Raw genomic sequence first — 25,840 nt, 5'->3', positions numbered from 1 at the left:
TTAAAAAACTGCTAATCTCTTTACGTTAACTTTTTTAGAATATCGTCGATACTTCATTTGTGGTTTGTACTAGAGGGGCAAGTTCCTTTCTCAATAACTACACGCAAAAAACAGGATAAGATTTTCCATTATCAATAAAAATCAGGGTACAGTAATATGAAGAAAGTTATTTCTACAGGGATATGGCTATTATTAGCAATTTCTTTTTGGGCATGTGAGCGCCCTGAATCTCCCGACTTTAAACTAAACCATAGTGTAGAAGCTCCACTATCGTTAGAAAAAAGTTATGTGTTTTTAGGAGGAGAGGATGCACTAATTGATAGCACAAAAGAAGATTTTGATAATATTTTCACATCTGATGCTGATGGTTTGGTTCGTATTACCAAAGAAGAGCAATTTAATTTCGGAGACCTGAATGATGCGGTGCCAACGGTGCAAGCACCTACTACAACGGTGAATGCAACGGTAGGAGATATAGAGATTGCAAACTTTAACTCTTCAGGTAATGTAGGAACAGCTTCAATTAATGATATTACCGGTCAATCGGGGCTACAGAAGGATGATAACCTGCCGGCAGGTTCTACGCCTAATCCGGTTGAGATCTCACTTGCTACAGAGTTCTTTAAGAGTGCTACCATAAGCAGTAATGGTTCTCTGGTGCTTACCGTGACAAATAACCTCGGCTTTGATTTTGATGTCGTCAATATTGAATTGAATTCTAGCGGTACTTCGGTTGGTACGGCAACTATTGGTACCGATAATGATCCCGATAATTTTAATCACGGAGCTACTGAAACTACCTCAATTTCCATTTCCTCTGGAGAAACCCTCTCAGATTTAAGTGTGATAGTAACGGGTAACTGGGATAACCAAAAGATGCAAGCTGATCCCCAAAATCTTGTGGTTGAGGATGTGAAAGGACAAAATCTAACGGCCTCACAATTAACCGCAGCCCCCGAGGCACAATCGTTTAACAGCAACGGTTCTTCAACTATTGACGAAAGTGATTTTAAATTTCAAAACACCGGTGATTTTGTTGAGCTCAAAAGCGGGGATCTCAATATTGATATTACGAACGGTATTGATGTGAGTGTGCCCTCATTGACGATTAACTTTACGGGTCTGGAAGATGCCAACGGCAATGCTTTACAATTAGATGTAACAAGTTCCGGGGCGATACCGCGAAGTGCCAACGGCGGACAGTTTTCCACTTCATTGTCGCTGGCAGATTATCGGGTAACAAGCAGTACCATCACATATACCGTTAATGCAACGACAGAGAACGTGCAGGATGGATTTCAATCCGGAGATTCGTATCGAACCATTAATGCCACAGATCAGCTGGATGCGAGTATTGGCTTGAATAACCTTACCATAAAAAAAGCTAAGGGGTATGTATCGCCCCGACAGGTATTACTGAATACCGATGCAAATACTGACGGTAAACTCGATGTGTTTGATGATAATGAGGCAGAGTTGACCCAGATTGATGGGATTAGTGATTTGTCCGAGCGGGTATCGGATATTACCTTTGATAATCCCATATTGAGTGCCCTTTATAACACGAATCTCGGAGTTAATACCACTATTTATGCAGCTATTGCCGGTACTGATGCCGATGGTAATACGGTTTATTTAACGGGTAATAATGGTTCCGTTAACGAAGTTCAGGCTGGTGAAGCACCCCCAGAGTTATCGGCTAATGGGGTATCTTTGGATGAGAGCAAACTTATTAAGTTTTCTGTTGAGACGGCATCGAATCCCGATCCCACACAGGGCGAAACGGGTAGTAATATCTTTAATTCAACGAATACCAATTCTTCTGCATTTTTCAGTAACCTCCCAACTTCTATACGATTTGTAGGAGTCGCAAAGGTGAATGAAGATCAGACCTCCGGGACTATTGTAAATCCCGTAATTTTTGACCCTAAGCTGGGTGTAGAGCTGCCATTTAGCTTTTCAGCCAATAACGCTACTTTTAAAGATACTATGACCGCAGATTTGAGCGACTTGCCTGGAGAGGATGAAGACCAGCAACTTAAAGAGGCTACTCTTACACTCAATTATACAAACGGTTTGCCGCTTAGTTTAGATATGTCGCTTGTATTTGTTGATGAAAACGGAAATACGGTGGTAAGTAAAAGTGATATAGCAGTGAGTGCTGCCAGTACAGGTTCTGATGGTTTTGTCGGAGATGACGGTGAAGCCCAAGGCAGTACGGAGATCAGTTTTACTGAGAGTGAGCTAACAACGCTTCATAATGCCAGAGATCTTCAAATCAACATGTCAGTTAATACACCTCAGCAAAATGTTGTGAAACTTCGAGAGGATGATGCGATCAGCATCCGGATGGATATGAATGTGTCATTAACATCAACAGTAAATTAAAAGATAGGGTAGATTATTATGAATTTTGTTAAACGATATTTGAGTCTTTTAGTCGCTGTTATGTTTCTTGGCAGCTTGAGTAATATGGTATGGGCGCAATCAGGCCATTTTTCATCTGCTACGTTAGGTATGGGAGGAACCGGTGCCGCTTATATGGATACCTATCATGCTAACTTCATTAATCCGGCCAACTTAATGTTGAATAGTGAAACCAAACCCAGTACAAGTATTGGATTACTTGGAGGGGTTTCTGCAACTACAGGGGGCTCACTTCTGAATATAGCAGCCTATAATAAGCATTTCACGACGGGACAAGTTGTGAATGTTGATAAGGCTCTCAATGATTTTTTCGGTTCAGAACCCACCAATTACAGACGACTGGGGTTTGAGTTAGATCTTATTCCACTGGGTGGTTCCTGGCGGGGTAAAAACAGCAGCTTTAGTTTGGCTTTGCGTAATAGAACGCTCATTAATAGTTCTATTAACAGGGGATATGCCGAGGTATTTTTAAGTGGAGTTGACAAAGAACGTTTTGGAACACCTAAACCGGTTAATTTTAGCAGTGAAGCAGTAGCATTCAGTGAAATTTCAGCAGGTTATTCTCGGAAAATATTGGAACTGCCGTCCCTATTTGGCATTGGTGAGAATGTGAAGCTTTATGCCGGAGTTGCACCAAAATATATTGTACCTCATGCTACCACGGGAATCGATTTTAACTCAACACTACACGTAGCCTCCGATAAAATAACCCACGATTTTAATTACACTTTTAAAACGGTAGGGTCAGTAACTGATCAGTTCAAAGAGTTTAGCAGTGCCAGCAAAAATGATAACTTTGATGGCTCAATTGGAGATTTTGTTGAACCTGATGGAGAAGACTTCTCGCAAGTACAGGGGAGTGGTTTTGGAATAGATCTTGGAGGTACTATTGAAATGGATCTCGCAGGCCCCCTCGAAGCGTTCTTTTCTTGGATAAAAGGCCCAAAGAAACTCCGGGTGGCTTTGTCTGCAACAGATCTGGGATCAATTACTTATGATAACAATGCGGGTACGTTCTCAAACAACTCCGAATTTGTCTGGGACGGTGTTGACCTTCAGGATGGTTTTGATGATGCTTATAAAGATAGCGTGGCGAATGATATATTTCTGAATTATGAGGCCGGCACAGAAGATAAAATTGTTAGAAAATTACCAGCTAAAGTACATTTAGGATCACAACTGCAACTTGGCAAGCTGGCAGTAGCACTGGACTTTACAAAAGGAATGAATGAGGCTGGAATGAATAGTCGACGTGTAGCAATGGGTTTTGGGGTCGAATACGATTTCTTCAATATCATTCCGCTTCGTGCCGGATATCGAACAGGAGGGGCTACCTCTTCAAGTATAACAGCCGGTACTGGATTAGAGTTTAGAAATTTTGAGTTTTCGGTGGGAGCTTTGTTGGTACCTAATTCCGAAAACAGGGGAGCAAGTTACGGTGCTGCCTGGAGTGGTTTACTCCTTCGCTTCTAAATAATTTGTTATATCAATATGGTTATGCTGGATTGCATTATGGAGCATTTCTGAACTTTTCAGAACCGTAATGCTCCCGGCTAACTCTTTGAGAAGTGGATGTTTTTCGTTGTGAAGCTCTACAAATATAGAGGCATCGCTGTTTAGCTCTGTTATTCGGCTCACAACATGTAAGGTTTTGGTATCCGGATCGCTAAAGCGGTGATTGGGAAACGCGAAAATGGTATCTGCTTTACTAATATTGGCTCGTTGCAGCACTTGTGGACTGATAGGTTCGCCATGAATAAAGGAGTGTTCTCTGTAGGGAGTTCTGCTGACCAATGCGCCAATAATAACTAATTCTCGGTTATTAAATAGCTGCTTTTCCTTTATCTCTTGGATGAGTTCATCGGCAAAGGCCGTGTATTCACAAATAACAACATGACCTGTATACTTAACGGAACCCCGCCCCTGCTCTTCCTCCGAAAATTTATGTTGTATAAACTGTAGTATGAGACCTATTACATGCGTATATCCAAATAATCCAATAATAATTGCCACTACCCCAGCTATACGTCCTGCTGTAGTATAAGGCACGATATCACCATAGCCTACCGTAGCGGATGTTACAAACCACCACCAAACTACATCACCAAAATTCTGCACATTTTCTTGGCCGAATTCATATCCCCAAAAGATGGTAGTGGTAAGCAGAAAGCTTCCGGAAAGAAGCACTACCAAGAATAACACCTGCTTCCGAAAATGTGACTCTGATGGTGGCTTGCTAGTGTTTGTTACCATATTAGATACCCCTTGTGATTCTTCTCAATCAGCTGAATATTATGTACTCTCTTTTCTAAAATCGTTCCAAAATAAAAATTTTGACGGCCACTCTTAGAAATTATGAATTCGAATTAAATAAAAAGGAATAACCTTTCAAAGAGACAGGGTAAACAAACAAATTATTAAGCAGGATTTAGCTGATGCCGGGCAATATCTATTTCGGGAAAGAGTTCGGTGTTACCTATGAGATACTCTACGTAATGATCAGCCAAATACTTACTAAACAGTAGCCCTTTGGAGCCGAGTCCGCCAAATAAATGCAGGCTGTCATGGACGGGATGGCGTCCGAGTATCGGTTTGTAGTTTGGGGTAGAGGTGCGTACGCCTGCCCATTGACTAACAGTTCTAACATGTTTTTCAAGGTTGGGGAGGGTGCGCCGCATGCGTTTGCGCAGATATTCTTCACCTTGTTGGTCAGTGTTGATATGCGTAAAATCATGTTCATAGGTACTGCCCTGTATAAAGCTTACATTATCAGTAAGGCGAGCCATATACCCAAGACTTGATATGGAATGATCAAAATTGAGAGTACCGGTTTCAATTTTAAATTCAGCTACTTGTCCCTTGATAAGGTTAAAGGGCAGCCAATCCCAATAAAAAGAAGTAGCAATGGATTGTCCGGTAGCAAAAATAAGGTTTTGAGTACGTACTGTTGTGCTTGTAAGTTCAATATGCCAGCGGTTGTTATGCTCTATTTTGATAGGTTCTTCGTCCAGTAAAAATATGGTGTCGTTCTTACCTTTTAAATAAGAGGCATAGGCCTGCAGATATTTTCCTACATCTACCGTTAAGCCTACGGGTATCCAAAGCCCGCCGTCAACACAATTGATGCCGGGATGCATTTCTTTGATTTCACCTTCTCTTTTCCACTGGCACCAGCCCTTGGGCCAGCTTGTCTGTTGGTACTCTTCTTTCATCTTACGCGCCATTTTTTCCATCAGGGCAGGGCGCAAAACCCCATTATTTGTATAAAAGGTTTCTTCAGTAGTCTGCTGTACCTTCTCAAGATTGGAAGCAATGGCTTCATAGCCTTGTTCAACCTTCCAAACTTTTTTAGCACGTCTTCCGGTGGCCGGGTTAACAAGCCCGCCCGGCGTACCGGAGGCACCCGCAGCGATATCGCTTTTATCGATAACAATGGTTGAAAAATCATGATCGGCGAGACTGTCAGCTATAGATAAGCCCGCCAATCCCGCACCAAGAATACAGTAATCTGTGTGATGGCTCATTAATCAGGAAAGCAGCTTTTGAGTGGTGACTTTTTGTGCACCGGCATCAATCATTTCTTGCCATGACTTTTCTACCGAACCCTCAATATCGATTCCTTTGACGGCATCTTCTACAACAAAGATGTCAAACCCTTCTTCAAGCCCATCGATAACAGACCATTTTACGCAAAAGTCGGTGGCCAGTCCTACAGTATAAAGGGTATCAATATTACGTTCATGCAGATAACCGCTGAGACCCGTACTGGTAGTATCATCATTTTCATAGAAGGCCGAGTATGAGTCGATCTCTTTTCGAAATCCCTTGCGAATAATTAATTGACTGTGATTAGTTTCAAGGTCAGGATGAAATTCGGCACCTTCACTGCCTTGTATACAGTGGTCGGGCCATAATACCTGTTCTCCATAGGGCATTTCTGTAGTTTCAAAAGGTGCTTTGCTCTTGTGAGATGAAGCAAAAGAAGAGTGCTCTTTGGGATGCCAATCTTGGGTTTGTATAATTACATCAAACTGTTTTGACAGCTTATTTATTAGGGGTACAATCGTATCTCCATTGGGAACCTCAAGGGCACCGCCTGGGCAAAAGTCGTTTTGAACATCGACAATTAAAAGAGCTTTCATAGCAATGAAATCAGCATTTATTTAAAATTTTGGGTTAATTCATCGCGCAGATCCATCAGTTTTTGGCTAATACCAACTTTATAAATGTGTGGATTTTCAAATCGTTTGTGTTCGGGATTTAATTTTACAAGACGTTTTTTTGCGTAGTCTGCACTTTGTGTTGGGGTAGGGAGATCAATATTTACTGTCCCGTTCTGCATAACATTATGTAATAACGGTTCAGCATTAAAGGAAGTAACATCTGCATGTTTAGCAGGGTAGAAGGGATGAAAGATAGTGTCGGCATTTTTTTCATCTTTAAGCAGTATTCCATCCCCATAAAAGTTACCATCATTGTCACTGTAGCGCAGCACTTTTTTACGACCGGGTAAAGTGTTCTTTTCGATATTTTCAGAAATCTTTAGCTTGGGCTCATCATCAATAGCAGAAAGTTTATACACTCCATCCAGGGCAGGGCTTTCATGTCCGGTTACTAATCGCGTCCCCACCCCAAAAAGGTCAATAGGCGCATCTTGACTACGTAAACTTTTTATTAGGCGTTCATCTAACTGGTTTGAGACCGCAATTTTCACATATTCAAGTCCGGCTTTATCCAGTTGGCGGCGCGCTTTTCGTGAGAAATAGGCAAGGTCGCCGCTATCGAGTCGAATACCCTTCATCTTATATCCTTTCTCTTCCAGTTCTTTGGCAACAGTTATTGCATTGGGGACTCCACTTCCGAGGGTGTCATAGGTATCAACAAGGAGGATGCAGTTTTCAGGGTAATATTCTGCATACTTTCGAAATGCAGTAAGTTCATCATCAAAAGATTGAATCCAAGAGTGGGCCATGGTACCGCTTGCCGGTGTGCCGTGTACAAACGAAGAGTATACATTAGAAGTCGCTTCTACGCCTCCAATTATTGCAGCTTTACTGGCCTGTATACCTCCCAGACCTTGCGCACGACGAAGACCAAAATCCAGCACTTTGTGGTCGCCGGCAGCATGTTTCATACGGGCCGCTTTTGTGGCAATAAGGGATTCGAAATTCAAAATGTTAAGCAGAAGTGTTTCAAGAATTTGTGTTTCAATAATAGTGCCTTCAAGTCGAAGGATAGGTGTTCTTGGGAATACTACTTCGCCTTCTTTTGCGGCATGGATATCTGCTTTTAATTGGAAGTCACTTAGATATTCCAGAAAGCTTTTCCTAAACCCTTGATTGGCAAGGTATTCGAGTTCGTCTTCATGGAATTTGAAATTTTCGAGTGTGGAAAGCAGGTCCGCAAGTCCCGCAAATATTACGTAACCGCCATCGAACGGGATATCCCGAAAAAAGTAATCAAAACAGGCTTGCTCATCTTTACGCCCGGCTAAAAAGTAGCCTTGAGCCATCGTCAATTCATAATAGTCGGTATATAGGGCCGGCCTGCTAAGTAGGGATGATCTGCGCTTTGATTGCACTCTGTTCATAAAAAGGATTACTTCAGGTTATTAAATACAAAGCAAGTTAAGATACATAATACTAGGGATAAGAGATAATTTATACTCTAGGTTATCTAAGACACAACAGCTAAACAGAACGCTCAAGTATTGGTTTTGAGATTACTATAATGGTCTATAAAAATTTAGTATCTTTGGGCGTAAAAAATAATCGCAGTTGAAACAAATTTTGTGAAGTTATATAGCTGGATCAGTGTAGCGATATTGGGGATTTTATTTGTTGTTGGCTGTGCTACTCCATCGTCACCGACAGGTGGACCTCCTGATAAGGAAGGACCTAAAATTATTAAAACAGAGCCCCAGACTGGTACTACTAACTTTACAGGTCAGGAGATTATTTTACACTTTTCTGAATTTGTTGATCGGGCTTCACTGGAGCAAGCTATTATTTTGGAACCCGATGTGGGCCTCTCTTTTGATTTGGACTGGGGGCGTAAATCGGTTGCCGTGGAATTTGATCGGGCAATACCGGATTCTACTACCCTCATCGTTACTGTTGGTACAGACTTTAAAGATGTAAATAATAACAAGCTCGCTGCGCCGAAAAAGGTGGCAGTTTCAACAGGAGACGAGATTGATGATGGGAAATTGACAGGGCGTGTACTGAATGCCCAAACAGGAAATGGAGCTGAAGGGGATCGGATATTGTTATATCGCGAGCCGGTAGACCTGTCTCAAAAGGCAAATTATATTGCAGAAACAGATACCGGTGGAACGTTTAACTTTTCATACCTTAGTGAGGGCAGGTATAAAGCATTTTGGGTAGATGACAGAAACCGGAATAAAATATGGGACCGACAAAATGAACGTACTCAACCCTTTAAAGATGAGTTTGTTGAGCTTGAAGATGGTGATACCGATACCCTCGGCACGATCTACAAAACGCCTGTCGACACTACAAAACCATCACTCCAGGGAATAGGGCTTTTTTCTTCTCAGCGGTTGCGAATGCGCTTTAGTGAAAATGTTGTTCTTACGGATAGTATCAATGTTTTGATAACTGATACAACGGGGAATGTCCAATCAGATGCGTATCCCCTATATGTGCAACCAGGCGAGCGATTTGTTATGTTTGCATATAGCACAGAAGATTTGGTAGAGTCTGGGAACTATAGGATCGATATATCCGGGCTTGTTGATGAGTTTGGAAATCCATTATCCAAGGTAGAACAACATTTTACAGGTTCGGCCCAAGAAGATACAACACGCCAGCGTATTATAGAGCGTAATAGTGTATCGGGATATTATCCTGAAGATCCATTCACAATAACGTACGCTAAACCTATTGAAGGATCTTTACTGCGAGATTCGTTAAAAGTGGTAGAAGGGGATAGCTTGGTAGAGCGCTGGCCAAATGTAAAAATGGATAAGAATAAGTTTTCTATTTTACCTGGTAAACAATGGAAGGATGGAGTAACGTATGAGGTTCGGCTGTGGGACCCTGCTATTGAAGATTATAGAAAGTTTAGTCCCGAGATATGGCATTCTTCACGGATGGGGGCCTTGAATGCATTGGTAGAAGATTCTACTGTAAGTAATGTTCGGTTGGAAATTATAAATGACGAAGCAGAATTCTACCGTGATACCGTATTTTCTGATTCTATTGAAATAAAACAGTTGCCGCCGTTAAAATATACAGTCATTGCATACGAAGACTTAAATGATAACGGGAACTGGGATTTTGGGCGTGTTGATCCTTTTAAAGCACCTGAACCCTATTTTATTCAAAAAGATGTACCTGTTGAGAAAGCAATGACGGGCGAACTTACGATCATATTTTAATATTAGCTGACTTTAGTATTTTTTTACTTAATGAAGAAGGTTCTTAAAAAATTAACACCTTTTATAAGTATTATCTTTTTTGGGGTTGCTTTATGGTTTTTAGACCAAAAGCTGCAGCAATATGAACTCGCGGAGATAACAGCACAACTTAGTGAGATCCCCAACCTTTATATTGGATTTTCGTTAATCTTATCATTTTTCAGCTACCTGCTTCTTACCGGCTATGACGCTCTGGGAGTAGACTATATCGGGGAAGAGTTAGAGACGGGAAAAATAATTCGGGCCGGTTATGTGGGCTATGCCTTTAGCCATAATATTGGTTTGGCCCTTATTACAGGTGGTTCTATCCGGTATCGAATCTATTCTGCATGGGGCTTTTCGGGTATGCAGGTTACCCAGATTGTGGCTTTTAGTGCTTTTACCTTATGGATAGGTTTTTGCGCTGTTGCGGGTCTAGCACTGCTTTTGGCCACACCAAACCTTCCAGCTGATGTAGTGGTGCCTTTTGTATCTCTTCGAGTGCTGGGCATTATTTTGTTAGTGATGGTTGTAGCTTACGTATGGGGGAGTGCGGTAGTGAAGAAAGAACTATCTTTTAAAAATTGGTCTTTTAAATTTCCAAGCCTCACGTTATCTCTCAAGCAAGTTTCCATAGCATCTGTAGATTGGTTGTTAGCTGCTTCGGTGCTATATGTGTTGCTTCCGGAGGTGGGAGTAAGCTTTTTTAGTTTTGTAGGTGTCTTTTTATTAGCACAGATAGTGGGTCTTTTTAGCCAGGTACCCGGGGGGCTAGGGGTCTTTGAGTCGGTCATGCTGCTTTACCTATCGAACTTTATGGAAGGTTCACAAGTGTTGGGCATCCTCGTGGTCTATCGTATCATCTATTACATTCTTCCCCTGTTGGGCGCCCTCATCGTATTAGGGTATCAGGAGTATATTGTGAACCGCCAAAAAGTGCATGCGCTCAAAGATAAGGCATTGGATTGGGTACCGCGCGTGGTACCCCAAGTAATGAGTTTCTCTGTTTTTGTTGGTGGTGCTATACTCTTGTTTTCTGGAGCACTACCTTCGGAGGTACCCCGGATGCAGTGGTTACAGCACTTTATTCCACTTCCAGTTATTGAGATGTCTCACTTTTTTGCCTCTTTGGTAGGAGCGGCATTGTTGGTATTAGCAGGTGCGTTACAGCGCCGTATTGATGGTGCCTATCATGCTACCATTGGGTTGCTCATATTTGGAATCTTATTTTCTATACTCAAAGGGGCCGACTATGAGGAAGCTATACTATTGGCAATAATGTTAATGGCATTGGTACCGTGTAGGACTGAATTCCATCGTAAAGCTCCCCTCTTTAGCCAGTCATTTTCAGGTCGATGGTTTACACTTATTCTAATGGTCTTGGCGAGTGCTGTGTGGTTAGGAGTGTTTTCTTATCGCCATGTGGAGTATCAGAAAGAACTTTGGTGGGAATTTACGTTGATGGGAGATGCTCCTCGTTACCTGCGGGCAACAGTAGCAGCACTAGGTTTTGCCGTTATCGTGGGACTTGTCAAGCTGTTACGGCCCCGGAGAAAAGCATTTGGCAAACCTGATGTTAAAGACTTGGAAATAGTACGTGCCGTTCTTGAAAAACAGGGTAACGCTGCGGCGAATTTGGCTCTTTCTGGGGATAAGGAATTAATGATTAATGAGTCGGAGAATGGATTCATCATGTTTACCCGTGAATCCCGCAGTATTATTGCTCTTGGTGATCCTGTGGGGCCGGAAGAAGAGATTGAAGAGATGGTCTGGGAATTCCATGAAGACTGTACAAATGATGATAAGTGGCCGGTATTTTATAAAGTAAGCAGTAACTACCTTGATTACTACGTTGACCTGGGACTTACCCTATTTAAAATTGGAGAAGAAGCGCTTGTGCCATTGGGTAATTTTGATATGGATAAACGTCTTGAAAACCCGGTAAAACCAAATGTAGAACGTATGGAAAACGCCGGCTATGAATTTGAAGTAGTGGGGAGAGAATATGTGGAGCAAAACAGTGCTGATTTCCATAGAATTTCAAAGGAGTATTTGGAATATAAGGAGCGGGAAGAACGTGGGTTTTCGGTAGGTCAGTTTAGTAAAAAGTACTTGCAGGAATTTCCTATAGCTATTGTTAAAAAAGATGAGGCCATGATTGGTTTCGCAAATATACTAACTAGTGCGAATAATGATGAATTGGCTTTAGATCTGCTTCGTTATAAGCCGGAAGTACCGGAGAGTATTGTTGATTTTATGCTGGTTCGTAGTATCTTTTGGGGCAAAGAACATGATTATAAATATTTAAGCCTTGGTATGGCCCCCCTTTCAGGTATGGATGAAGATGATTATTCACCAGGATGGAATCGATTAGCCAAATTTGTTTATACCTATGGAGAAAATTTTTACGGTTTTAAAAGTGCACGATTATATAAAAGTAAATTTAACCCTCAGTGGAAGGCTCGATTCTTGGTTTGTCCTGGCGGATGGGCACTGCCACGGGTCATATCTCATCTAAGGAATGTTGTTTCAAGGAGATACACACATTTTTTACGTGAAGGATCATCTGATTCCAAATAAATGGTAAGGAGTCACTAAACGTTAAAGATTGTAGTAGACTGCAAAAAATCCCACAAATTTATTACATTCCCAGTCTAAGAACTGTCACTTCTAAAGAAATTTTTGCTATGTCCAAAGATACAGCAACATCTACAGAGGCCAATAACTCGGTTGCAACTAAAGAGCCGGCTTCAAAAAAAGGCGGTCAGCCAAAAGTCTATGATGCAGATCATAAGATTCGATTTGTAACAGCCGCTAGTTTATTTGATGGCCACGATGCCAGTATCAATATAATGCGTCGTATTTTACAGAGTAGCGGGGCCGAAGTGATCCACTTGGGACACAATCGCTCGGTACAGGAGATTGTCGATTGTGCTATTCAGGAAGATGTGCAGGGTATCGCCATCAGTTCGTACCAAGGGGGGCATATGGAGTATTTTAAGTATATGGTTGACCTACTTGAGGAACGAGGAGCCGGACATATCCACGTGTTTGGTGGCGGTGGAGGTGTTATTGTCGATGAAGAGAGAGAAGAACTACACGAAGCCGGTGTTTGCCGTATTTTTTCTGTGGAAGATGGCAGTGAGATGGGGCTACAGGGAATGATAAATTATATGCTCGAAAAATGTGATTATGATACAGCTGATATAGAATCAGTTGATGCTCAAAAAATTACTGAGCGCGATACAAAAACCCTGGCACGGTGTATCTCGGCTCTTGAAAATGGCCATAAAGAGATAATAAAATTTGAGGATGACAAACTGCTTGATGGGAAGGGAAATGTGATTCCTGATCAAAAAAATGGGCATCCTATTCCTCTAATTGGAATTACGGGAACGGGGGGAGCAGGTAAAAGTTCTCTTACAGATGAGTTGGTAAGACGATTTTTAACTGAGTTTGAAGATATTAATTTAGCTGTTATCTCTATTGATCCCTCTAAAGTACGTACTGGCGGGGCTCTTTTGGGTGATCGAATCCGAATGAATAGTATTGAGCCGGACCGGGTGTTTATGCGTAGTCTGGCTACTCGGGCCAGCAACAGAGCAACAAGTCTATCAGTAAAGGGAGCGATAGAAATTTGCAAGACCGCAGGTTTTGACCTGGTTATTGTTGAAACAAGTGGGATTGGTCAAAGTGATACCGAAATTGTCAATATTTCTGATATCCCAATGTATGTAATGACCAGCGAATATGGGGCAGCTACCCAGCTCGAGAAAATTAATATGCTGGATCTGGCCGAATTGGTTGTACTGAATAAGTTTGAGAAGAAGGGATCTCTGGATGCCCTGCGCGACGTGCGAAAACAGATCAAACGTAATCGTGGAGCTTGGAATGCAAATGCCGAGGATATGCCCGTTTATCCAACTATAGCGGCACAGTTTAACGATGAGGGAGTAAATCGACTTTTTAAAGCGTTGGTTGATACTATCAATGGCCATTACAGCTTAAATTGGGAAACAGCGCTCTATAATAATCCTGAACCGGCAGAAGATATTCAGGCCCAAGCTATTATTCCCGGTAAACGGCAGCGCTATTTGTCTGAAATTTCTGAAAGTATTCGCGACTATCACAGTTGGGCGGAAAAACAGTCTGAAATTGCCAGTAAACTGGATGAAGTGGAAGGGACTCTTGAGCAGATTGAACGATGGGATCCCGATGGGTCTGATAATTTTGAAGACCGTCTGCAAACCATGCGTGAGCACTGGTTAAGCAAGCTCGATTCGCGCTGTAAGAAAATCCTTGAAGGCTGGGATGAACTCTATGATGAGTACCGCTCGGAGTACGTAGAGGTACAGGTGCGAGATCGTACTTTTAAGAATAAGATGTTTAGAGAATCGCTAAGTGGACTTGATATTCCAAGGGTAGCTTTGCCTAAAACCAAGCACAAAGGAGAGCAGCTAAAGTTTGCCCTAAAAGAAAATCTTCCGGGCTATTATCCATTTACAGCGGGTGTATTCGAATTTAAACGTGAAGGTGAAGATCCTACTCGAATGTTTGCTGGAGAGGGTACCCCGGAGCGCACCAATAAGAGGTTTCATTATCTAAGTGAAGGCATGCCGGCTGCACGGCTCTCGACGGCATTTGATTCGGTAACGTTGTACGGTGAGGACCCAGATCACCGTCCCGATATTTACGGGAAAATTGGGAATTCAGGCGTTAGTATCTGCACGCTTGATGATATGAAAAAACTCTATTCCGGTTTTGAGTTAACGTCTCGCAAAACTTCAGTTTCAATGACGATTAATGGGCCGGCCCCGATGATCTTGGCGATGTTTATGAATACCGCTATTGATCAGGAGATAGAACGATATTTAAAAGAGAACGGTAAGTGGGAAGAAGCCCAAAAGAAGATTAAAGCATATTTTGAGAAGCGAGATGTAGACGCTCCCCAATATAATAGCGAGCTACCGGATACTAACGATGAATTTGGGTTAGGTTTATTGGGTATTACAGGTGATAAGTTGGTGGATGATGAGGTGTATGAGGAGATTAAAGAAAAAACACTCTCTGTTGTGCGTGGTACGGTACAGGCCGATATTCTCAAAGAAGATCAGGCGCAGAACACCTGTATTTTCTCTACGGAGTTTGCCCTGAAGATGATGGGAGATATTCAACAGTATTTTACAAACCATGAGGTGAGAAACTATTATTCAGTTTCTATCTCCGGTTATCATATAGCAGAAGCCGGGGCTAACCCTATTACACAGGCTGCCTTTACGCTGGCCAATGGTTTTACATATGTGGAATATTACTTGTCGCGTGGAATGGATATAGACAAGTTTGCGCATAACCTGTCATTCTTTTTTAGTAATGGATTGGACCCGGAATATGCGGTTATCGGTCGTGTAGCCCGACGTATCTGGGCCGTAGCGATGCGGGAAAAATATGGTGCGAATAAACGATCACAGAAGCTTAAGTATCATATTCAAACCAGTGGTCGTTCGTTGCACGCTCAAGAGATACAGTTCAACGATATCAGAACAACCCTGCAAGCATTACTTGCGATCTATGATAACTGTAACTCGTTGCATACCAATGCTTATGATGAGGCTATTACTACACCTACTGAAGAGTCTGTGCGGCGCGCTCTGGCCATTCAGTTGATCATCAATAAAGAGATGGGTACGGCTAAGAATGAGAATATAAACCAGGGATCGTATTTCATTGAAGAGATGACTGATTTGGTGGAGGAAGCGATACTCTCAGAATTCGATCGGTTGACAGAACGAGGTGGGGTACTTGGTGCGATGGAAAATATGTATCAACGGGGTAAAATACAGGATGAAAGCCTGCACTATGAGTCTAAAAAACACAGTGGTGAGAAACCGATTATTGGTGTTAATACCTTCCAGAATGATGAAGCTGATGGTACCGAAGAGGAGAAGGAAGTTGATTTAATTCGCTCTACTAAAGAAGAGAAAGAACAACAGATTGAAAGTCTGCAAGCATTCTGGAAACGCAATGAACCTGAAGCTGAAGAGGCTATTGAACGACTGAAAGAAGTTGCCCGTAACAATGGAAATACATTTGAAGAGCTGATGGAAACGGTAAAAGTAGCTTCGCTGGGACAGATTTCTCGGGCACTCTACGAAGTAGGTGGACAGTATCGTCGCAATATGTAAGCAAAAAATCATATCGATCCCTCTTTGAAGCGGGGAAAATGAATTCAACGACAGCCGAAGAAGGGGTAGCCCATTTTGCTGGTCCTACAATGAGGAGTAAATAATCTGCTTTTGTGTTAGTACCGCAGGTTCCCCAAGGGGCGTATTGGTCCTCCCCTAAGGACACTACTTTTACCGAACCTATGGTGGAACAACCAAGTACACCAATGAGGTTTACAGTTAAGCTAATTGAAAAGCTTCAATATCAGTTTTCTGTGGATCAAAATTGTCTTTATACGACGGGAATATTGATGGGATTTATTCTACTATCCAGTGTTATCCTCGTAAATTTGCCGTCGCCGTTCCGATATGTGGAGAAGGTGATGTGATTCGGGCATTTCTTCGTACTGATATACTCATGTGTTTTTTTCACGGTATACAAGACCAGATAGTACGTCCTGAATTTTCACGTACAATAGGCGATGCCATTCAGCTAGCAGGAGGCTCACCCGGTTTTACCGAATATTCAGGTTAAAGTAATGTGGGGGGCTGGACACAGTCATATCATAATCCACATTTATATGAATGGATGTTTGATAAAAAAAGATCCCAACCAGTACTGATTGGGATTTCTGAAGGATAAAGATTTGTGTTAAGAGGATTCCCGAATATTAAGTTCTACGGGGACGAGGCTTAGCAAGGTTTTAGGATCTTCTGGATTTGCCAGCATTTCTTTCATCTTTTGGATCGATACTTTCCCCAGCAGCTCATAATCGGTATGGACTGAAGAAATTGTAGGGCGGTGGTTACGGCACATCGGCAGGTCATCAAAGCCAACAATAGCAATATCATCGGGGAAGGTATAGCCCTGAAGCATAGCCTCTTTCATAAAGGCTTTACACATATTGTCATTGGCAGAAAAGATTGCACGTGGTTTCTCCTCTAACTTTTCAAAAGTCTCGAATGCCTGTACGCCAGAATCAAATGAATAGTTGCCTTCGACCTCCAGTAGCATTTCCATCCCTTCAACACGGGTTACATAATCTGTAAATCCATGTCCTCGTTGTCGGGCTGCAGTTTTTTCTGAAGGTCCTTGGATGATTCCGCAGCTTTTGTATCCGCGTTCTTCAAAGTGTTTTGCAACAAGATTGCCGGCACTGTAATTGTCAAAGCCAACGGTGTCAAAGATCTGGTTATCGAGAACCTCATTAGAAATAACGGGAAAGTCTTCAGGCAGTGCTTCTTTGAGTTCTCGATACTGAGCCGTACTGAAACGAGGAGTATTGATGATAAGTCCATTATAGGATTCATCTTCAATGTTAGCTGCAATTTCCTGGAGATCAGGAATTTCATTTTCAAGACTGGTTAAACTCAACCGAACCTTCTCTCGAGAAGCAGCATTATTGATACCGTTAAAAAATGAGGCATAAAATTCTCCTATCTCTACGCCGGTTATGAGCATAACATTTAGCTCTCCGGTTGCTGCTGCACTATCAATTTTATTGTGCAGGGGATAGTTAAGCTTACGAGCACTTTTAAGGATTTCTCGTTTGGCTTTAGTACTGGTTTTATCAAGTCCATTTAAGGCACGAGAAATTGTCGAAATAGAATAACCGGTATCTTCAGCAATATCTTTAAGTGTAACTTTCACTGCTACGTCGTTTACATTAATAATTAATTTGTGGCCTTTTGTTAGCGCTATAATAGTCGTTTAAGCGCTATCTACCGCTAAGAAATAAAGCTATAACATAAAAATAGGATCTTTTTCCCTTTTTAAAAGAGAAAAAGGGAATTATATGTAATTGGCACTAATCTCAGCTATCATGAGTGTTTGTAGATCCTGTTGCAAACTATATGAAATTGCAATAAAATATAATTTTTATCAGACTAAATTGAGCACTTTATGTTTTAAAGTGATTTTATCGTAAATGATGAGAAGGGACAAATAACAATACCATTTTTTTAAAAAAATGGAACCGCTTCCATAAATCGATAAAAGTGCAGAATTGCCTTATTTATCTTGACTAATTCAATAAAAAAAAGGTTGTTATTTAAAAATTTTGTTGGGTTACTATTAATAAATAAGGTTGAATGCCAATGAATAGAAAAAGTTTTCTTAAAGTAGCCGGACTGATTGCTGTATCGGTCAGCGTACCAGGGCTTGCAAAAGCGGCATCTTTGTACTCAAATTCCAGTTCGGAATCCTTTTTTGATATTTCATTGGCAGAGTGGAGTCTGCATCGTCATATTTTTGATGATAAGATTGATCACCTCGAATTTCCAGCAATAGCTAAAAATGAGTTTGGTATTAATGCTGTAGAATATGTGAACCAGTTCTTCGCTGATAAAGTAAATGATAAGTCCTACTTGGACGAAATGAACAGTCGATGTGAGGATCTGGGCGTTGAGCAATTGCTTATTATGGTTGATGGGGAAGGAGACTTAGCAGTAACTGACAAGCAAAAGCGCAAAGCCTCTGTTGAAAATCATTATAAATGGGTGGAAGCTGCAGAATACCTTGGTTGTCATTCAATTCGGGTTAATACCTATGGGGATGGCACACCTCAAGAACAGAAACGGGCAGCGGTGGATGGCTTGGGACGGCTTGCTGAATTTGCCAGCGACTACGATATAAATATAATCGTTGAAAACCATGGGGGATATTCATCTCATGGCCAATGGCTTAGTGAGGTGATGGATGAAGTAGAAATGGAAAACTGCGGTACGCTACCTGATTTCGGTAACTTCTGTATCAAAAAGAAAGGAGATAGCCGATGGGAAGGTGAATGCGTTGAGGAGTACGATCGCTACCAGGGAGTTAAAGAGATGATGCCGTATGCAAAAGGAGTTAGTGCAAAGAGTTACGCTTTTAACCAGCAGGGACAGGAAACAACGATCGATTTTAGAAAAATGCTCAATATAATTCATATGGCTGGTTACAACGGGCATATTGGAATAGAATATGAAGGCGAAGGCCTGAGCGAATTTGAAGGTATTAAAGCCACCAAATCACTGCTATTGAATATAGAAAAGCAATTAAGTACAAAGTAAGATTGTAGTTACAATCTTTGCGGTGTTGTTATTTCTATAGGAGATTTGTAAATGCTTTGAAAGTTATCTTCTTTCAAAGCGTAATGCATCTAAAGTTTGGTCGGATTAGTTTTAATTGCATTGTTCAGGATTACTGCCCCAGATATTGATAATTAAACAAAATATTTACAAACAGTTAATAACTTTAAACCTAATATTATTATGAATACAAGTAGAGTATTATTATTGGCAATTGTTGGATGCGGACTCTTCTTAACGGGATGCCAATCATCGGAAAAAAAGGATGAAAACCACAAGGAGGAGAAGGTGGAGGAGAATATTCCGGACAATACGTTAACTGAAGCGGAAAAAGAAGATGGCTGGAAACTGCTGTTTAATGGCGAAGATCCAGAGGAGCATTGGCGGGGATACTGTAAGGATGGATTTCCTGAAAAAGGGTGGACTGTAGAAAATAGTGCGATTAAAGTGATTGGTTCTGGTGCTGGAGAAGCAGGTCATGGAGGTGATATCATCAGCAAAAAGAAATATCGCAATTTTGAACTCAAGTTGGAGTGGAAAGTAGAGAAGGGCGGTAACAGCGGTATTTTCTACCTCGCCGAAGAGCAGTGCGGTGAAGAGGGAGAGCCGATCTGGAAGTCTGCTCCGGAAATGCAGATCCTCGACAATGAAAATCATCCCGATGCCCGTCTTGGTGAAAATGGAAATCGGCAGGCCGGTGCACTATATGATATGATCCCTGCTGAACCGCAGAATGCCAATACGCATGGCGAGTGGAATGAAGTTCGAATTTTAGTGTATCAAGGTACGGTTGTGCATTTTCAGAATGGCGAAAAAGTGCTGGAGTATCACCTATGGACAGATGATTGGAAAGAGATGGTAGCCAATAGCAAGTTTGATGATTTTGAAGGCTTCACTGATGTTGCCAAAGAAGGCTATATTGGGTTACAGGATCATGGCAATGATGTATGGTTCCGAAATATCAAAGTTAAAGAAATGACAAACTAGTCACTGGCAACATTTTCTAAAATTATAGAAACAATTTTATATGCAAATTATTGAAAGTTCTGAAAAATATGATGTTTGTATCGTTGGGTCCGGTGCTGGTGGTGGAATGGCTGCCCATGAGCTGACAAAGGCAGGTTTAAATGTATTGATGCTAGAAGCCGGTGACTGGTTTGACTCTGAGGATTTTGCCATGTTTACCTGGCCTTATGAAACACCTCGACGTGGCGGTCCTACCGATCGGCAGCCCTTTGGGGAATTTGATGCCTGTTTTGGTGGTTGGGATATCGAAGGAGAACCCTATACGACGACCGCAGACACTGACTTTAGCTGGTTTCGCGGACGCATGCTTGGAGGACGTACAAACCATTGGGGACGTATATCGCTGCGGTTTGGTCCGGACGATTTTAGAGCAAAAAGTGTTGATGGACGTGGTGACGACTGGCCCATTAGTTATGAGGAGATATCTCCCTATTATGATAAAGTAGATCGCCTTATTGGAGTATTTGGCACTAACGAGGGAATCCCCAATGAACCTGGAGGCATTTTTCTTGATCCTCCGGAACCGCGGTGTTATGAACACTTAATAAAGAATGCGTGTGAGGATATGGATATTCCCATTATTCCTTCGCGCTTGTCGATTTTGACGGAAGCAATTAACGATCGCGCTCCATGTCACTATTGTGGACAGTGTAACCGCAGTTGTGCTACGCATTCTAACTTCTCATCACCATCAGTACTGTTACCGCCAGCCCTTGAAACCGGTAATTTGAAGATCATTAACAATGCGATGGTGCGTGAGGTTACTTATAGTGACGGTAAAGCAACGGGCGTTTCATATGTAAACAAAGAGGATGGAAAGGAATACAAGGTAAAGGCCAGAACAGTTGTACTTGCTGCTAGTGCATGTGAGTCGGCTCGGTTACTGCTTAATTCTAAGTCGCGAGATTTCCCCAATGGGTTAGCCAACTCCAGTGGAGTGGTGGGAAAGTATCTAATGGATTCGACCGGGACATCTGTTGCCGGTCTTATCCCTCAACTGATGAATTCTCCAGCTCATAACGAAGATGGTGTTGGTGGGGGGCACTTATACATCCCTTGGTGGAAAGATAACAGTAAGCTTGATTTTGCACGTGGCTACCATGTAGAACTGTGGGGCGGTCGCGGAATGCCCAGTTATGGTTTTATGGGCGGAATCCACGGTTATAATGATATGTTTCAGGATCGTCCTAAGGGCAGAGGAGGATACGGCAAACAACTTAAAGAAGATTATCGCCGGTATTACGGTTCTGTAGTTGGTCTGTCGGGACGTGGCGAAAGTATTGCCTATGAAGATAATTACTGCGAAATAGATCCGAATGTGGTTGATGAATGGGGAATTCCGGTACTTCGGTTCAATTATGAATGGAGTGATCAGGAATACAACCAAGTGAAGCATATGCAGGAAACTTTTCGTGAGATTATTGATGAGATGGGTGGAGAAACGTTTGGAGATATGCCTGGAAAAGAGGATGGTTACGGCATTACAGAACCGGGACAAATTATCCATGAGGTGGGTACTACCCGCATGGGAGATGATCCCCAAAAATCAGTACTTAACAAGCATTGCCAGGCTCACGACGTAGATAATCTATTTGTTGTGGATGGAGGCTCTTTTGTATCGCAGCCCCATAAGAACCCAACGTGGACCATACTGGCTCTCTCAATGAGAGCATCGGAATATATAACGGATCAAATGAGTAAGCGAAATATCTGATCCGTTTACTGTTCATCACTAACTTATACTAAACCAATCTTTATGGATAGAAGAGAAGCTTTAAAAACACTTTCACTTGGTACATTGGCGGCCGGCTTCGCCATGACGGGGTGCCAGTCTGCGCCTAAAAAAGCGGCAGAGCAGCCTGAATTCTGGAAGCATGTAACCGAAGAGGAACTGGAGAAATGGAATTCCCAATTCTTTACGGATCATGAATTTGAGACGGTTCGCCAGCTGGGTAATATGATTATTCCGGCAGATAAACGGTCAGGTAATGCCGAAGATGCCGGTGTTCCCCAGTTTATTGATTTTACAATGCTGGATCGACCTCACTACCAGACTCCAATTCGTGGTGGATTAAAGTGGCTGGATGTGCAATGCCAAAAGCGTTTTAATACTACCTTTGTTGACTGTACAGAATTACAAAAGAAAGAAATGCTCGATGAAATTGCCTACCCGGATCAGGCAAAACCGGAAATGCAGCAGGGAGTAAACTTCTTTAACCAGTTTAGGGACTTAGTTGCTTCGGGCTTTTGGTCCAGTAAAATGGGAATTGAAGATATCGGTTATATCGGAAACCAGCCGAGCGACTGGCAGGGATGTTCCCATGAGGCCCTCGAACATTTGGACCTTGCCGATGAGACGAGTTGATTTTCTCTAACAGGTTTATATATGGAGGGTTACTTCCAGTGAGTAGGGGATAGGGCAACCATTTGTTATTTTTTCATACCCATATCTTTCCTGTTGTAGACATCGGAAGTTTTGTAATATCGATGTCTATTATAATACCTAATTTGGGTCACAATTTTGGTAAGCATCAAGTACCGCCCATCCACCACTGATGCCTGTTTCTACCACAATAGCATCAAACTTATTTGTTTCTGATTGGATATTGAATCGTTTTTCCACCATATGCCTTTGAATCCTTTCCTTTAGATGAATAACCATTATAGATCACAAGAAAGATACTTGCAAACTCTTTTGGTTTATAGGATAGTGAAAGGAGAAACCAGAAAATTGCTTGCAATTTAGTTTTGAATATTTCTTATTGAAGAGCATTGAAATGAGAGTTAATAGAAAAAAGATATTTGTGAAATTGGATCGAAAAGTTAGATATGGGATGGTAGGCGGTGGCCCGGGAGCTTTTATTGGAGAGGTACATCGTAAGGCAGCAGCTTTGGATGGCAATATTGAGCTGATTGCCGGAGCCTTTTCATCCGATCCGGAAAAGTCTGCCCAAAAAGGTAAAGAGCTTAACTTGGATCAAAGGCGTGTATATGACACCTACAAAGAGATGGCACAAGAAGAGTCGGCACTGCCCCAGGATGAACGCATCGATTTTGTCTCTGTAGTCACGCCTAACCACCTCCATTTTGATGTGTGTAAGACCTTTGTTGAGGCCGGTATTAATGTGGTTTGTGATAAACCGATGACGAATACTATAAAAGAAGCCGAAGAGTTATGCCGATTGGTTAAAGAGTATGGTGTGATTTTCGCTCTTACCCATAACTATACAGGGTACCCCATGGTGAAAGAGGCTCGGCAGATGATAATAAATGGAAAGCTGGGTAAACTTCGAAAGGTTGTTGTAGAATATCCCCAGGGATGGCTGTCGGAACCAGTGGAACAAGAAGGAACTAAACAGGCCGTTTGGCGGACTGACCCAAACCGAGCGGGGGTGTCATCTGTTGTAGCCGATATAGGCTCGCACGCCGAAAATTTGGTAGAATATATTACAGGACTCCGACTCAAAGAGCTCTATGCTGATATTCATACATTTGTTGATGAAAGGGCACTTGAAGACGATGCCAATATGTTAGTGCATTATGAGAATGGTGTACGGGGCATCCTTTATGCTTCGCAAATCTCGATTGGTGAGGAAAACGATTTTAATATTCGCATTTATGGTGATAAGGCTGCTTTAGAATGGCACCAGGAAACACCGAATACCCTCAATATTAAATATCCTGATAGGCCCGAGGAGATATATAAAAGAGGAAATCCTTATTTGTCGGAAGCAGCAAATAAGGCAAGTCGAATTCCACCCGGGCACCCCGAAGGGTTTATAGAAGGTTTTGCCAATATTTATTGTAATGTTGCGGATGCAGTGACAGCTCGTCTTCAGGGTGAAGAAATAGATATTACCAGTTATGACTTTCCTACTGTTCAGGATGGGGCTGTGGGCGTGCATTTTATTCACAAAGCTATTGAAAGTGGAAAAGAACGTAAATGGGTAGATATGCAATATTCGCCCCCTTCCTAAACGCTCTTTTAGTGTATCTCTAATTAAATACTATATAATTGTAATTAAATTATATGAGTGGATCTGAAATTATTTCAGTAGATCTTAGCTTTTTTGATATCGTTACCATTGGTGTTTACTTTCTTATTGTTTTTGCGATTGCCTGGTGGGCTTCTCATCGTGAACGTTCACAAAATGAATCTACCGATTACTTTCTGGCTGGTCGGGATGTCGGATGGTTTGTAGTGGGGGCTTCACTTTTTGCCTCCAATATTGGATCTGAGCATTTAATTGGTCTTGCGGGCAGTGGGTTCGCAGAAGGCGTTCCTGTGGCACAGTACGAGATACTTGCGGGTATTGCCCTGTTGATGTTAGGATGGATTTTTGTACCGTTCTATTTGAAAAGTAATGTGTCAACGATGCCCGAGTTCCTGGAGAAACGCTATGATAGTAAATCTCGTATGTATCTTTCAGTGGTTTCTATTATTGGATATGTACTTACCAAAATTTCGGTTACGATTTATGCCGGAGGTATTGTGTTTGAAGCCATTGGGGTCGATTTTTGGGTTGGCGCATTTATCCTGGTTGTAGTCACCGGCATCTATACTATTTTCGGGGGACTTAAAGCCGTGGTCTATACCGATCTTGTGCAGATGTTCGTGCTTTTGGGAGGGGCCTTAGCAGTTACCTTCTTTGGCTTGCAAGAACTTGGAGGATGGGGGGAAATGACAAAAGTTGTTGATCCGGAATTCTTTAGTCTGTGGCGCTCGGCAGAACACTCCAACTATCCATGGACAGGTATTCTATTTGGTGCACCGATACTTGGTATTTGGTACTGGTGTACCGATCAATTTATCGTTCAGCGGGTACTTTCAGCCAGAGATGAAGAGAATGCCCGGAAGGGTACCATTTTTGCTGGTTATCTGAAGATGCTTCCGTTGTTTATTTTTGTATTGCCCGGTATTGTAGCTTATGCATTGGTACAACAGGGAACCCTGAATATTAATGAACCCAATAATACGCTTCCGGTTCTTGCACAAGCAGTACTGCCGGTAGGTCTGCGGGGCTTGGTAATAGCAGGACTTTTCGCAGCGCTTATGAGTTCACTGTCATCTGTATTTAATTCGTGTTCTACCCTAATTACGCTCGATTTCTATAAAAAATATAAGGAAAACACTAGTGAACATGAGCTCGTTATTGTCGGGCAGGTCTCTACGGTGATTTTGGTTATCCTTGGGCTATTGTGGATTCCATTTATGGAATATTTTTCTAATCAATTGTTTTTATACCTACAAAGTATACAGGCCTATATTGCGCCTCCTATTACTGCTGTATTCTTAGTGGGGCTTTTCTATAAAAGACTCAACAGTACCGGAGCTTTTGTATCATTGATATCAGGATTTATCCTTGGGCTGTTGCGTTTTTTCCTAGAGTTGTATAAAAGCTCATTGTCGGGTTTTTGGTATGACATAGCTACCATCAACTTCCTGCATTTTGCTCTGCTTATGTTTGTGATTTGTACAGTCATTTTGATTGCGGTAAGTCTGTTTACTGAAAAACCGGATGAAGAGCAGATTAAAGATGTTATTTATCACAAAACCATTGAAGACACACAGCTAACAAGACGTTCAATATGGTTTACAATTGGTCTCATTGGAATAATTGCTTTTATGTGGATCTATTTCAGTTAATTCAGAAAAATGGGTACTGGATGAGATGAACTGATACTTTTCAAGCTTATACTTCAGTTTATTATGGCACAAGTGGAATACCTGTGTTAG

At 41.9% G+C, this 25,840-nt stretch carries 18 protein-coding genes; 12 read left to right on the top strand and 6 right to left on the bottom strand.

Features of this window, described 5'->3' with window-relative positions; genetic code table 11:
* The first annotated feature begins 156 nt into the window (after window positions 1-156).
* Both FCN14_RS04785 and FCN14_RS04780 read left to right on the top strand, forming a co-directional pair.
* A complete protein-coding gene (locus tag FCN14_RS04785) occupies window positions 157-2,388 on the top strand; it encodes an autotransporter outer membrane beta-barrel domain-containing protein (RefSeq protein WP_138429939.1) in 2,232 nt (743 codons plus the stop codon).
* A gap of 18 nt (window positions 2,389-2,406) precedes the next feature.
* Window positions 2,407-3,900: a DUF5723 family protein gene (locus FCN14_RS04780; RefSeq protein ID WP_138429938.1), complete on the top strand. Its 1,494-nt coding sequence runs from the start codon at window positions 2,407-2,409 to the stop codon at window positions 3,898-3,900.
* Here the strand turns inward: FCN14_RS04780 and FCN14_RS04775 are convergent.
* The 4 genes from FCN14_RS04775 to FCN14_RS04760 form a co-directional block, all read right to left on the bottom strand.
* Window positions 3,883-4,680, bottom strand: a complete 798-nt coding sequence (locus FCN14_RS04775) for an ion channel (RefSeq protein ID WP_138429937.1) — start codon at window positions 4,678-4,680, stop codon at window positions 3,883-3,885. The genes FCN14_RS04780 and FCN14_RS04775 overlap by 18 nt on opposite strands.
* Window positions 4,681-4,844: 164 nt before the next feature.
* On the bottom strand, window positions 4,845-5,951 hold the full coding sequence (locus FCN14_RS04770; RefSeq protein ID WP_138429936.1) for an NAD(P)/FAD-dependent oxidoreductase: 1,107 nt from the start codon (window positions 5,949-5,951) through the stop codon (window positions 4,845-4,847).
* A gap of 3 nt (window positions 5,952-5,954) precedes the next feature.
* Window positions 5,955-6,569 (bottom strand): bifunctional nicotinamidase/pyrazinamidase, encoded by a 615-nt coding sequence (pncA, locus tag FCN14_RS04765; RefSeq protein ID WP_138429935.1) that lies wholly within the window; start codon window positions 6,567-6,569, stop codon window positions 5,955-5,957.
* Between the two features lie 17 nt (window positions 6,570-6,586).
* Window positions 6,587-8,017 carry a nicotinate phosphoribosyltransferase gene (locus FCN14_RS04760; RefSeq protein WP_138429934.1) on the bottom strand — a complete coding sequence of 477 codons (1,431 nt, stop codon included), beginning with the start codon at window positions 8,015-8,017 and terminating at the stop codon, window positions 6,587-6,589.
* A 201-nt stretch (window positions 8,018-8,218) separates the two neighbouring features.
* On the opposite strand from FCN14_RS04760, the gene FCN14_RS04755 reads away from it, so the two are divergent.
* The 4 genes from FCN14_RS04755 (at window position 8,219) to FCN14_RS15700 (ending at window position 16,543) form a co-directional block, all read left to right on the top strand.
* Window positions 8,219-9,829: an Ig-like domain-containing domain gene (locus tag FCN14_RS04755; protein ID WP_171032809.1), complete on the top strand. Its 1,611-nt coding sequence runs from the start codon at window positions 8,219-8,221 to the stop codon at window positions 9,827-9,829.
* 30 nt (window positions 9,830-9,859) lie between these two features.
* Complete coding sequence (gene mprF, locus FCN14_RS04750) at window positions 9,860-12,427, top strand: bifunctional lysylphosphatidylglycerol flippase/synthetase MprF (RefSeq protein WP_138429932.1); 2,568 nt, start codon at window positions 9,860-9,862, stop codon at window positions 12,425-12,427.
* A gap of 107 nt (window positions 12,428-12,534) precedes the next feature.
* On the top strand, window positions 12,535-16,029 hold the full coding sequence (locus FCN14_RS04745) for a methylmalonyl-CoA mutase family protein (RefSeq protein WP_138429931.1): 3,495 nt from the start codon (window positions 12,535-12,537) through the stop codon (window positions 16,027-16,029).
* A 265-nt stretch (window positions 16,030-16,294) separates the two neighbouring features.
* Complete coding sequence (locus tag FCN14_RS15700) at window positions 16,295-16,543, top strand: hypothetical protein (protein ID WP_171032808.1); 249 nt, start codon at window positions 16,295-16,297, stop codon at window positions 16,541-16,543.
* A gap of 117 nt (window positions 16,544-16,660) precedes the next feature.
* Here FCN14_RS15700 and FCN14_RS04740 read toward each other — a convergent pair whose 3' ends face one another.
* Window positions 16,661-17,659, bottom strand: a complete 999-nt coding sequence (locus FCN14_RS04740) for a LacI family DNA-binding transcriptional regulator (RefSeq protein ID WP_138429930.1) — start codon at window positions 17,657-17,659, stop codon at window positions 16,661-16,663.
* A 446-nt stretch (window positions 17,660-18,105) separates the two neighbouring features.
* Between FCN14_RS04740 and FCN14_RS04735 the strand changes: the two genes are divergently transcribed.
* From FCN14_RS04735 to FCN14_RS04720, 4 genes are all read left to right on the top strand, one after another.
* Entirely contained in the window at window positions 18,106-19,059 is a 954-nt protein-coding gene (locus FCN14_RS04735; protein ID WP_212747569.1) for a sugar phosphate isomerase/epimerase family protein, read from the top strand.
* A gap of 201 nt (window positions 19,060-19,260) precedes the next feature.
* Window positions 19,261-20,064 carry a 3-keto-disaccharide hydrolase gene (locus tag FCN14_RS04730; RefSeq protein WP_138429928.1) on the top strand — a complete coding sequence of 268 codons (804 nt, stop codon included), beginning with the start codon at window positions 19,261-19,263 and terminating at the stop codon, window positions 20,062-20,064.
* 40 nt (window positions 20,065-20,104) lie between these two features.
* Window positions 20,105-21,817 carry a GMC family oxidoreductase gene (locus FCN14_RS04725; RefSeq protein WP_138429927.1) on the top strand — a complete coding sequence of 571 codons (1,713 nt, stop codon included), beginning with the start codon at window positions 20,105-20,107 and terminating at the stop codon, window positions 21,815-21,817.
* Between the two features lie 42 nt (window positions 21,818-21,859).
* Complete coding sequence (locus FCN14_RS04720) at window positions 21,860-22,468, top strand: gluconate 2-dehydrogenase subunit 3 family protein (protein ID WP_212747568.1); 609 nt, start codon at window positions 21,860-21,862, stop codon at window positions 22,466-22,468.
* A gap of 138 nt (window positions 22,469-22,606) precedes the next feature.
* Here FCN14_RS04720 and FCN14_RS15985 read toward each other — a convergent pair whose 3' ends face one another.
* Window positions 22,607-22,729, bottom strand: coding sequence for a hypothetical protein (locus tag FCN14_RS15985; RefSeq protein ID WP_281280567.1), 123 nt, complete (start codon window positions 22,727-22,729; stop codon window positions 22,607-22,609).
* 178 nt (window positions 22,730-22,907) lie between these two features.
* Between FCN14_RS15985 and FCN14_RS04715 the strand changes: the two genes are divergently transcribed.
* Both FCN14_RS04715 and FCN14_RS04710 read left to right on the top strand, forming a co-directional pair.
* A complete protein-coding gene (locus tag FCN14_RS04715; protein WP_138429926.1) occupies window positions 22,908-24,080 on the top strand; it encodes a Gfo/Idh/MocA family protein in 1,173 nt (390 codons plus the stop codon).
* 53 nt (window positions 24,081-24,133) lie between these two features.
* The gene (locus FCN14_RS04710) at window positions 24,134-25,750 is read left to right on the top strand and encodes a sodium:solute symporter (protein ID WP_138429925.1); all 1,617 of its coding nucleotides are present in this window, start codon (window positions 24,134-24,136) and stop codon (window positions 25,748-25,750) included.
* Window positions 25,751-25,840 lie beyond the last annotated feature (90 nt).

This window comes from Fodinibius saliphilus, from assembly GCF_005869845.1.
Taxonomy (GTDB): domain Bacteria; phylum Bacteroidota; class Rhodothermia; order Balneolales; family Balneolaceae; genus Fodinibius; species Fodinibius saliphilus.
The sequence above is the reverse complement of the archived record's forward strand: the minus strand, read 5'-3'. Positions and strand labels throughout refer to the sequence as shown.

Excerpts from the sequence above, each read along its gene's own strand:
- FCN14_RS04745 (WP_138429931.1), top strand. The coding sequence starts at position 12,535 with ATGTCCAAAGATACAGCAACATCTACAGAGGCCAATAACTCGGTTGCA.
- FCN14_RS04730 (WP_138429928.1), top strand. The coding sequence starts at position 19,261 with ATGAATACAAGTAGAGTATTATTATTGGCAATTGTTGGATGCGGACTC.
- FCN14_RS04770 (WP_138429936.1), bottom strand. The coding sequence starts at position 5,951 with ATGAGCCATCACACAGATTACTGTATTCTTGGTGCGGGATTGGCGGGC.
- FCN14_RS15985 (WP_281280567.1), bottom strand. The coding sequence starts at position 22,729 with ATGGTGGAAAAACGATTCAATATCCAATCAGAAACAAATAAGTTTGAT.
- FCN14_RS04785 (WP_138429939.1), top strand. The coding sequence starts at position 157 with ATGAAGAAAGTTATTTCTACAGGGATATGGCTATTATTAGCAATTTCT.
- FCN14_RS04735 (WP_212747569.1), top strand. The coding sequence starts at position 18,106 with ATGAATAGAAAAAGTTTTCTTAAAGTAGCCGGACTGATTGCTGTATCG.
- pncA (WP_138429935.1), bottom strand. The coding sequence starts at position 6,569 with ATGAAAGCTCTTTTAATTGTCGATGTTCAAAACGACTTTTGCCCAGGC.
- FCN14_RS04780 (WP_138429938.1), top strand. The coding sequence starts at position 2,407 with ATGAATTTTGTTAAACGATATTTGAGTCTTTTAGTCGCTGTTATGTTT.
- FCN14_RS04720 (WP_212747568.1), top strand. The coding sequence starts at position 21,860 with ATGGATAGAAGAGAAGCTTTAAAAACACTTTCACTTGGTACATTGGCG.
- FCN14_RS04710 (WP_138429925.1), top strand. The coding sequence starts at position 24,134 with ATGAGTGGATCTGAAATTATTTCAGTAGATCTTAGCTTTTTTGATATC.
- mprF (WP_138429932.1), top strand. The coding sequence starts at position 9,860 with ATGAAGAAGGTTCTTAAAAAATTAACACCTTTTATAAGTATTATCTTT.
- FCN14_RS04725 (WP_138429927.1), top strand. The coding sequence starts at position 20,105 with ATGCAAATTATTGAAAGTTCTGAAAAATATGATGTTTGTATCGTTGGG.
- FCN14_RS04760 (WP_138429934.1), bottom strand. The coding sequence starts at position 8,017 with ATGAACAGAGTGCAATCAAAGCGCAGATCATCCCTACTTAGCAGGCCG.
- FCN14_RS04775 (WP_138429937.1), bottom strand. The coding sequence starts at position 4,680 with ATGGTAACAAACACTAGCAAGCCACCATCAGAGTCACATTTTCGGAAG.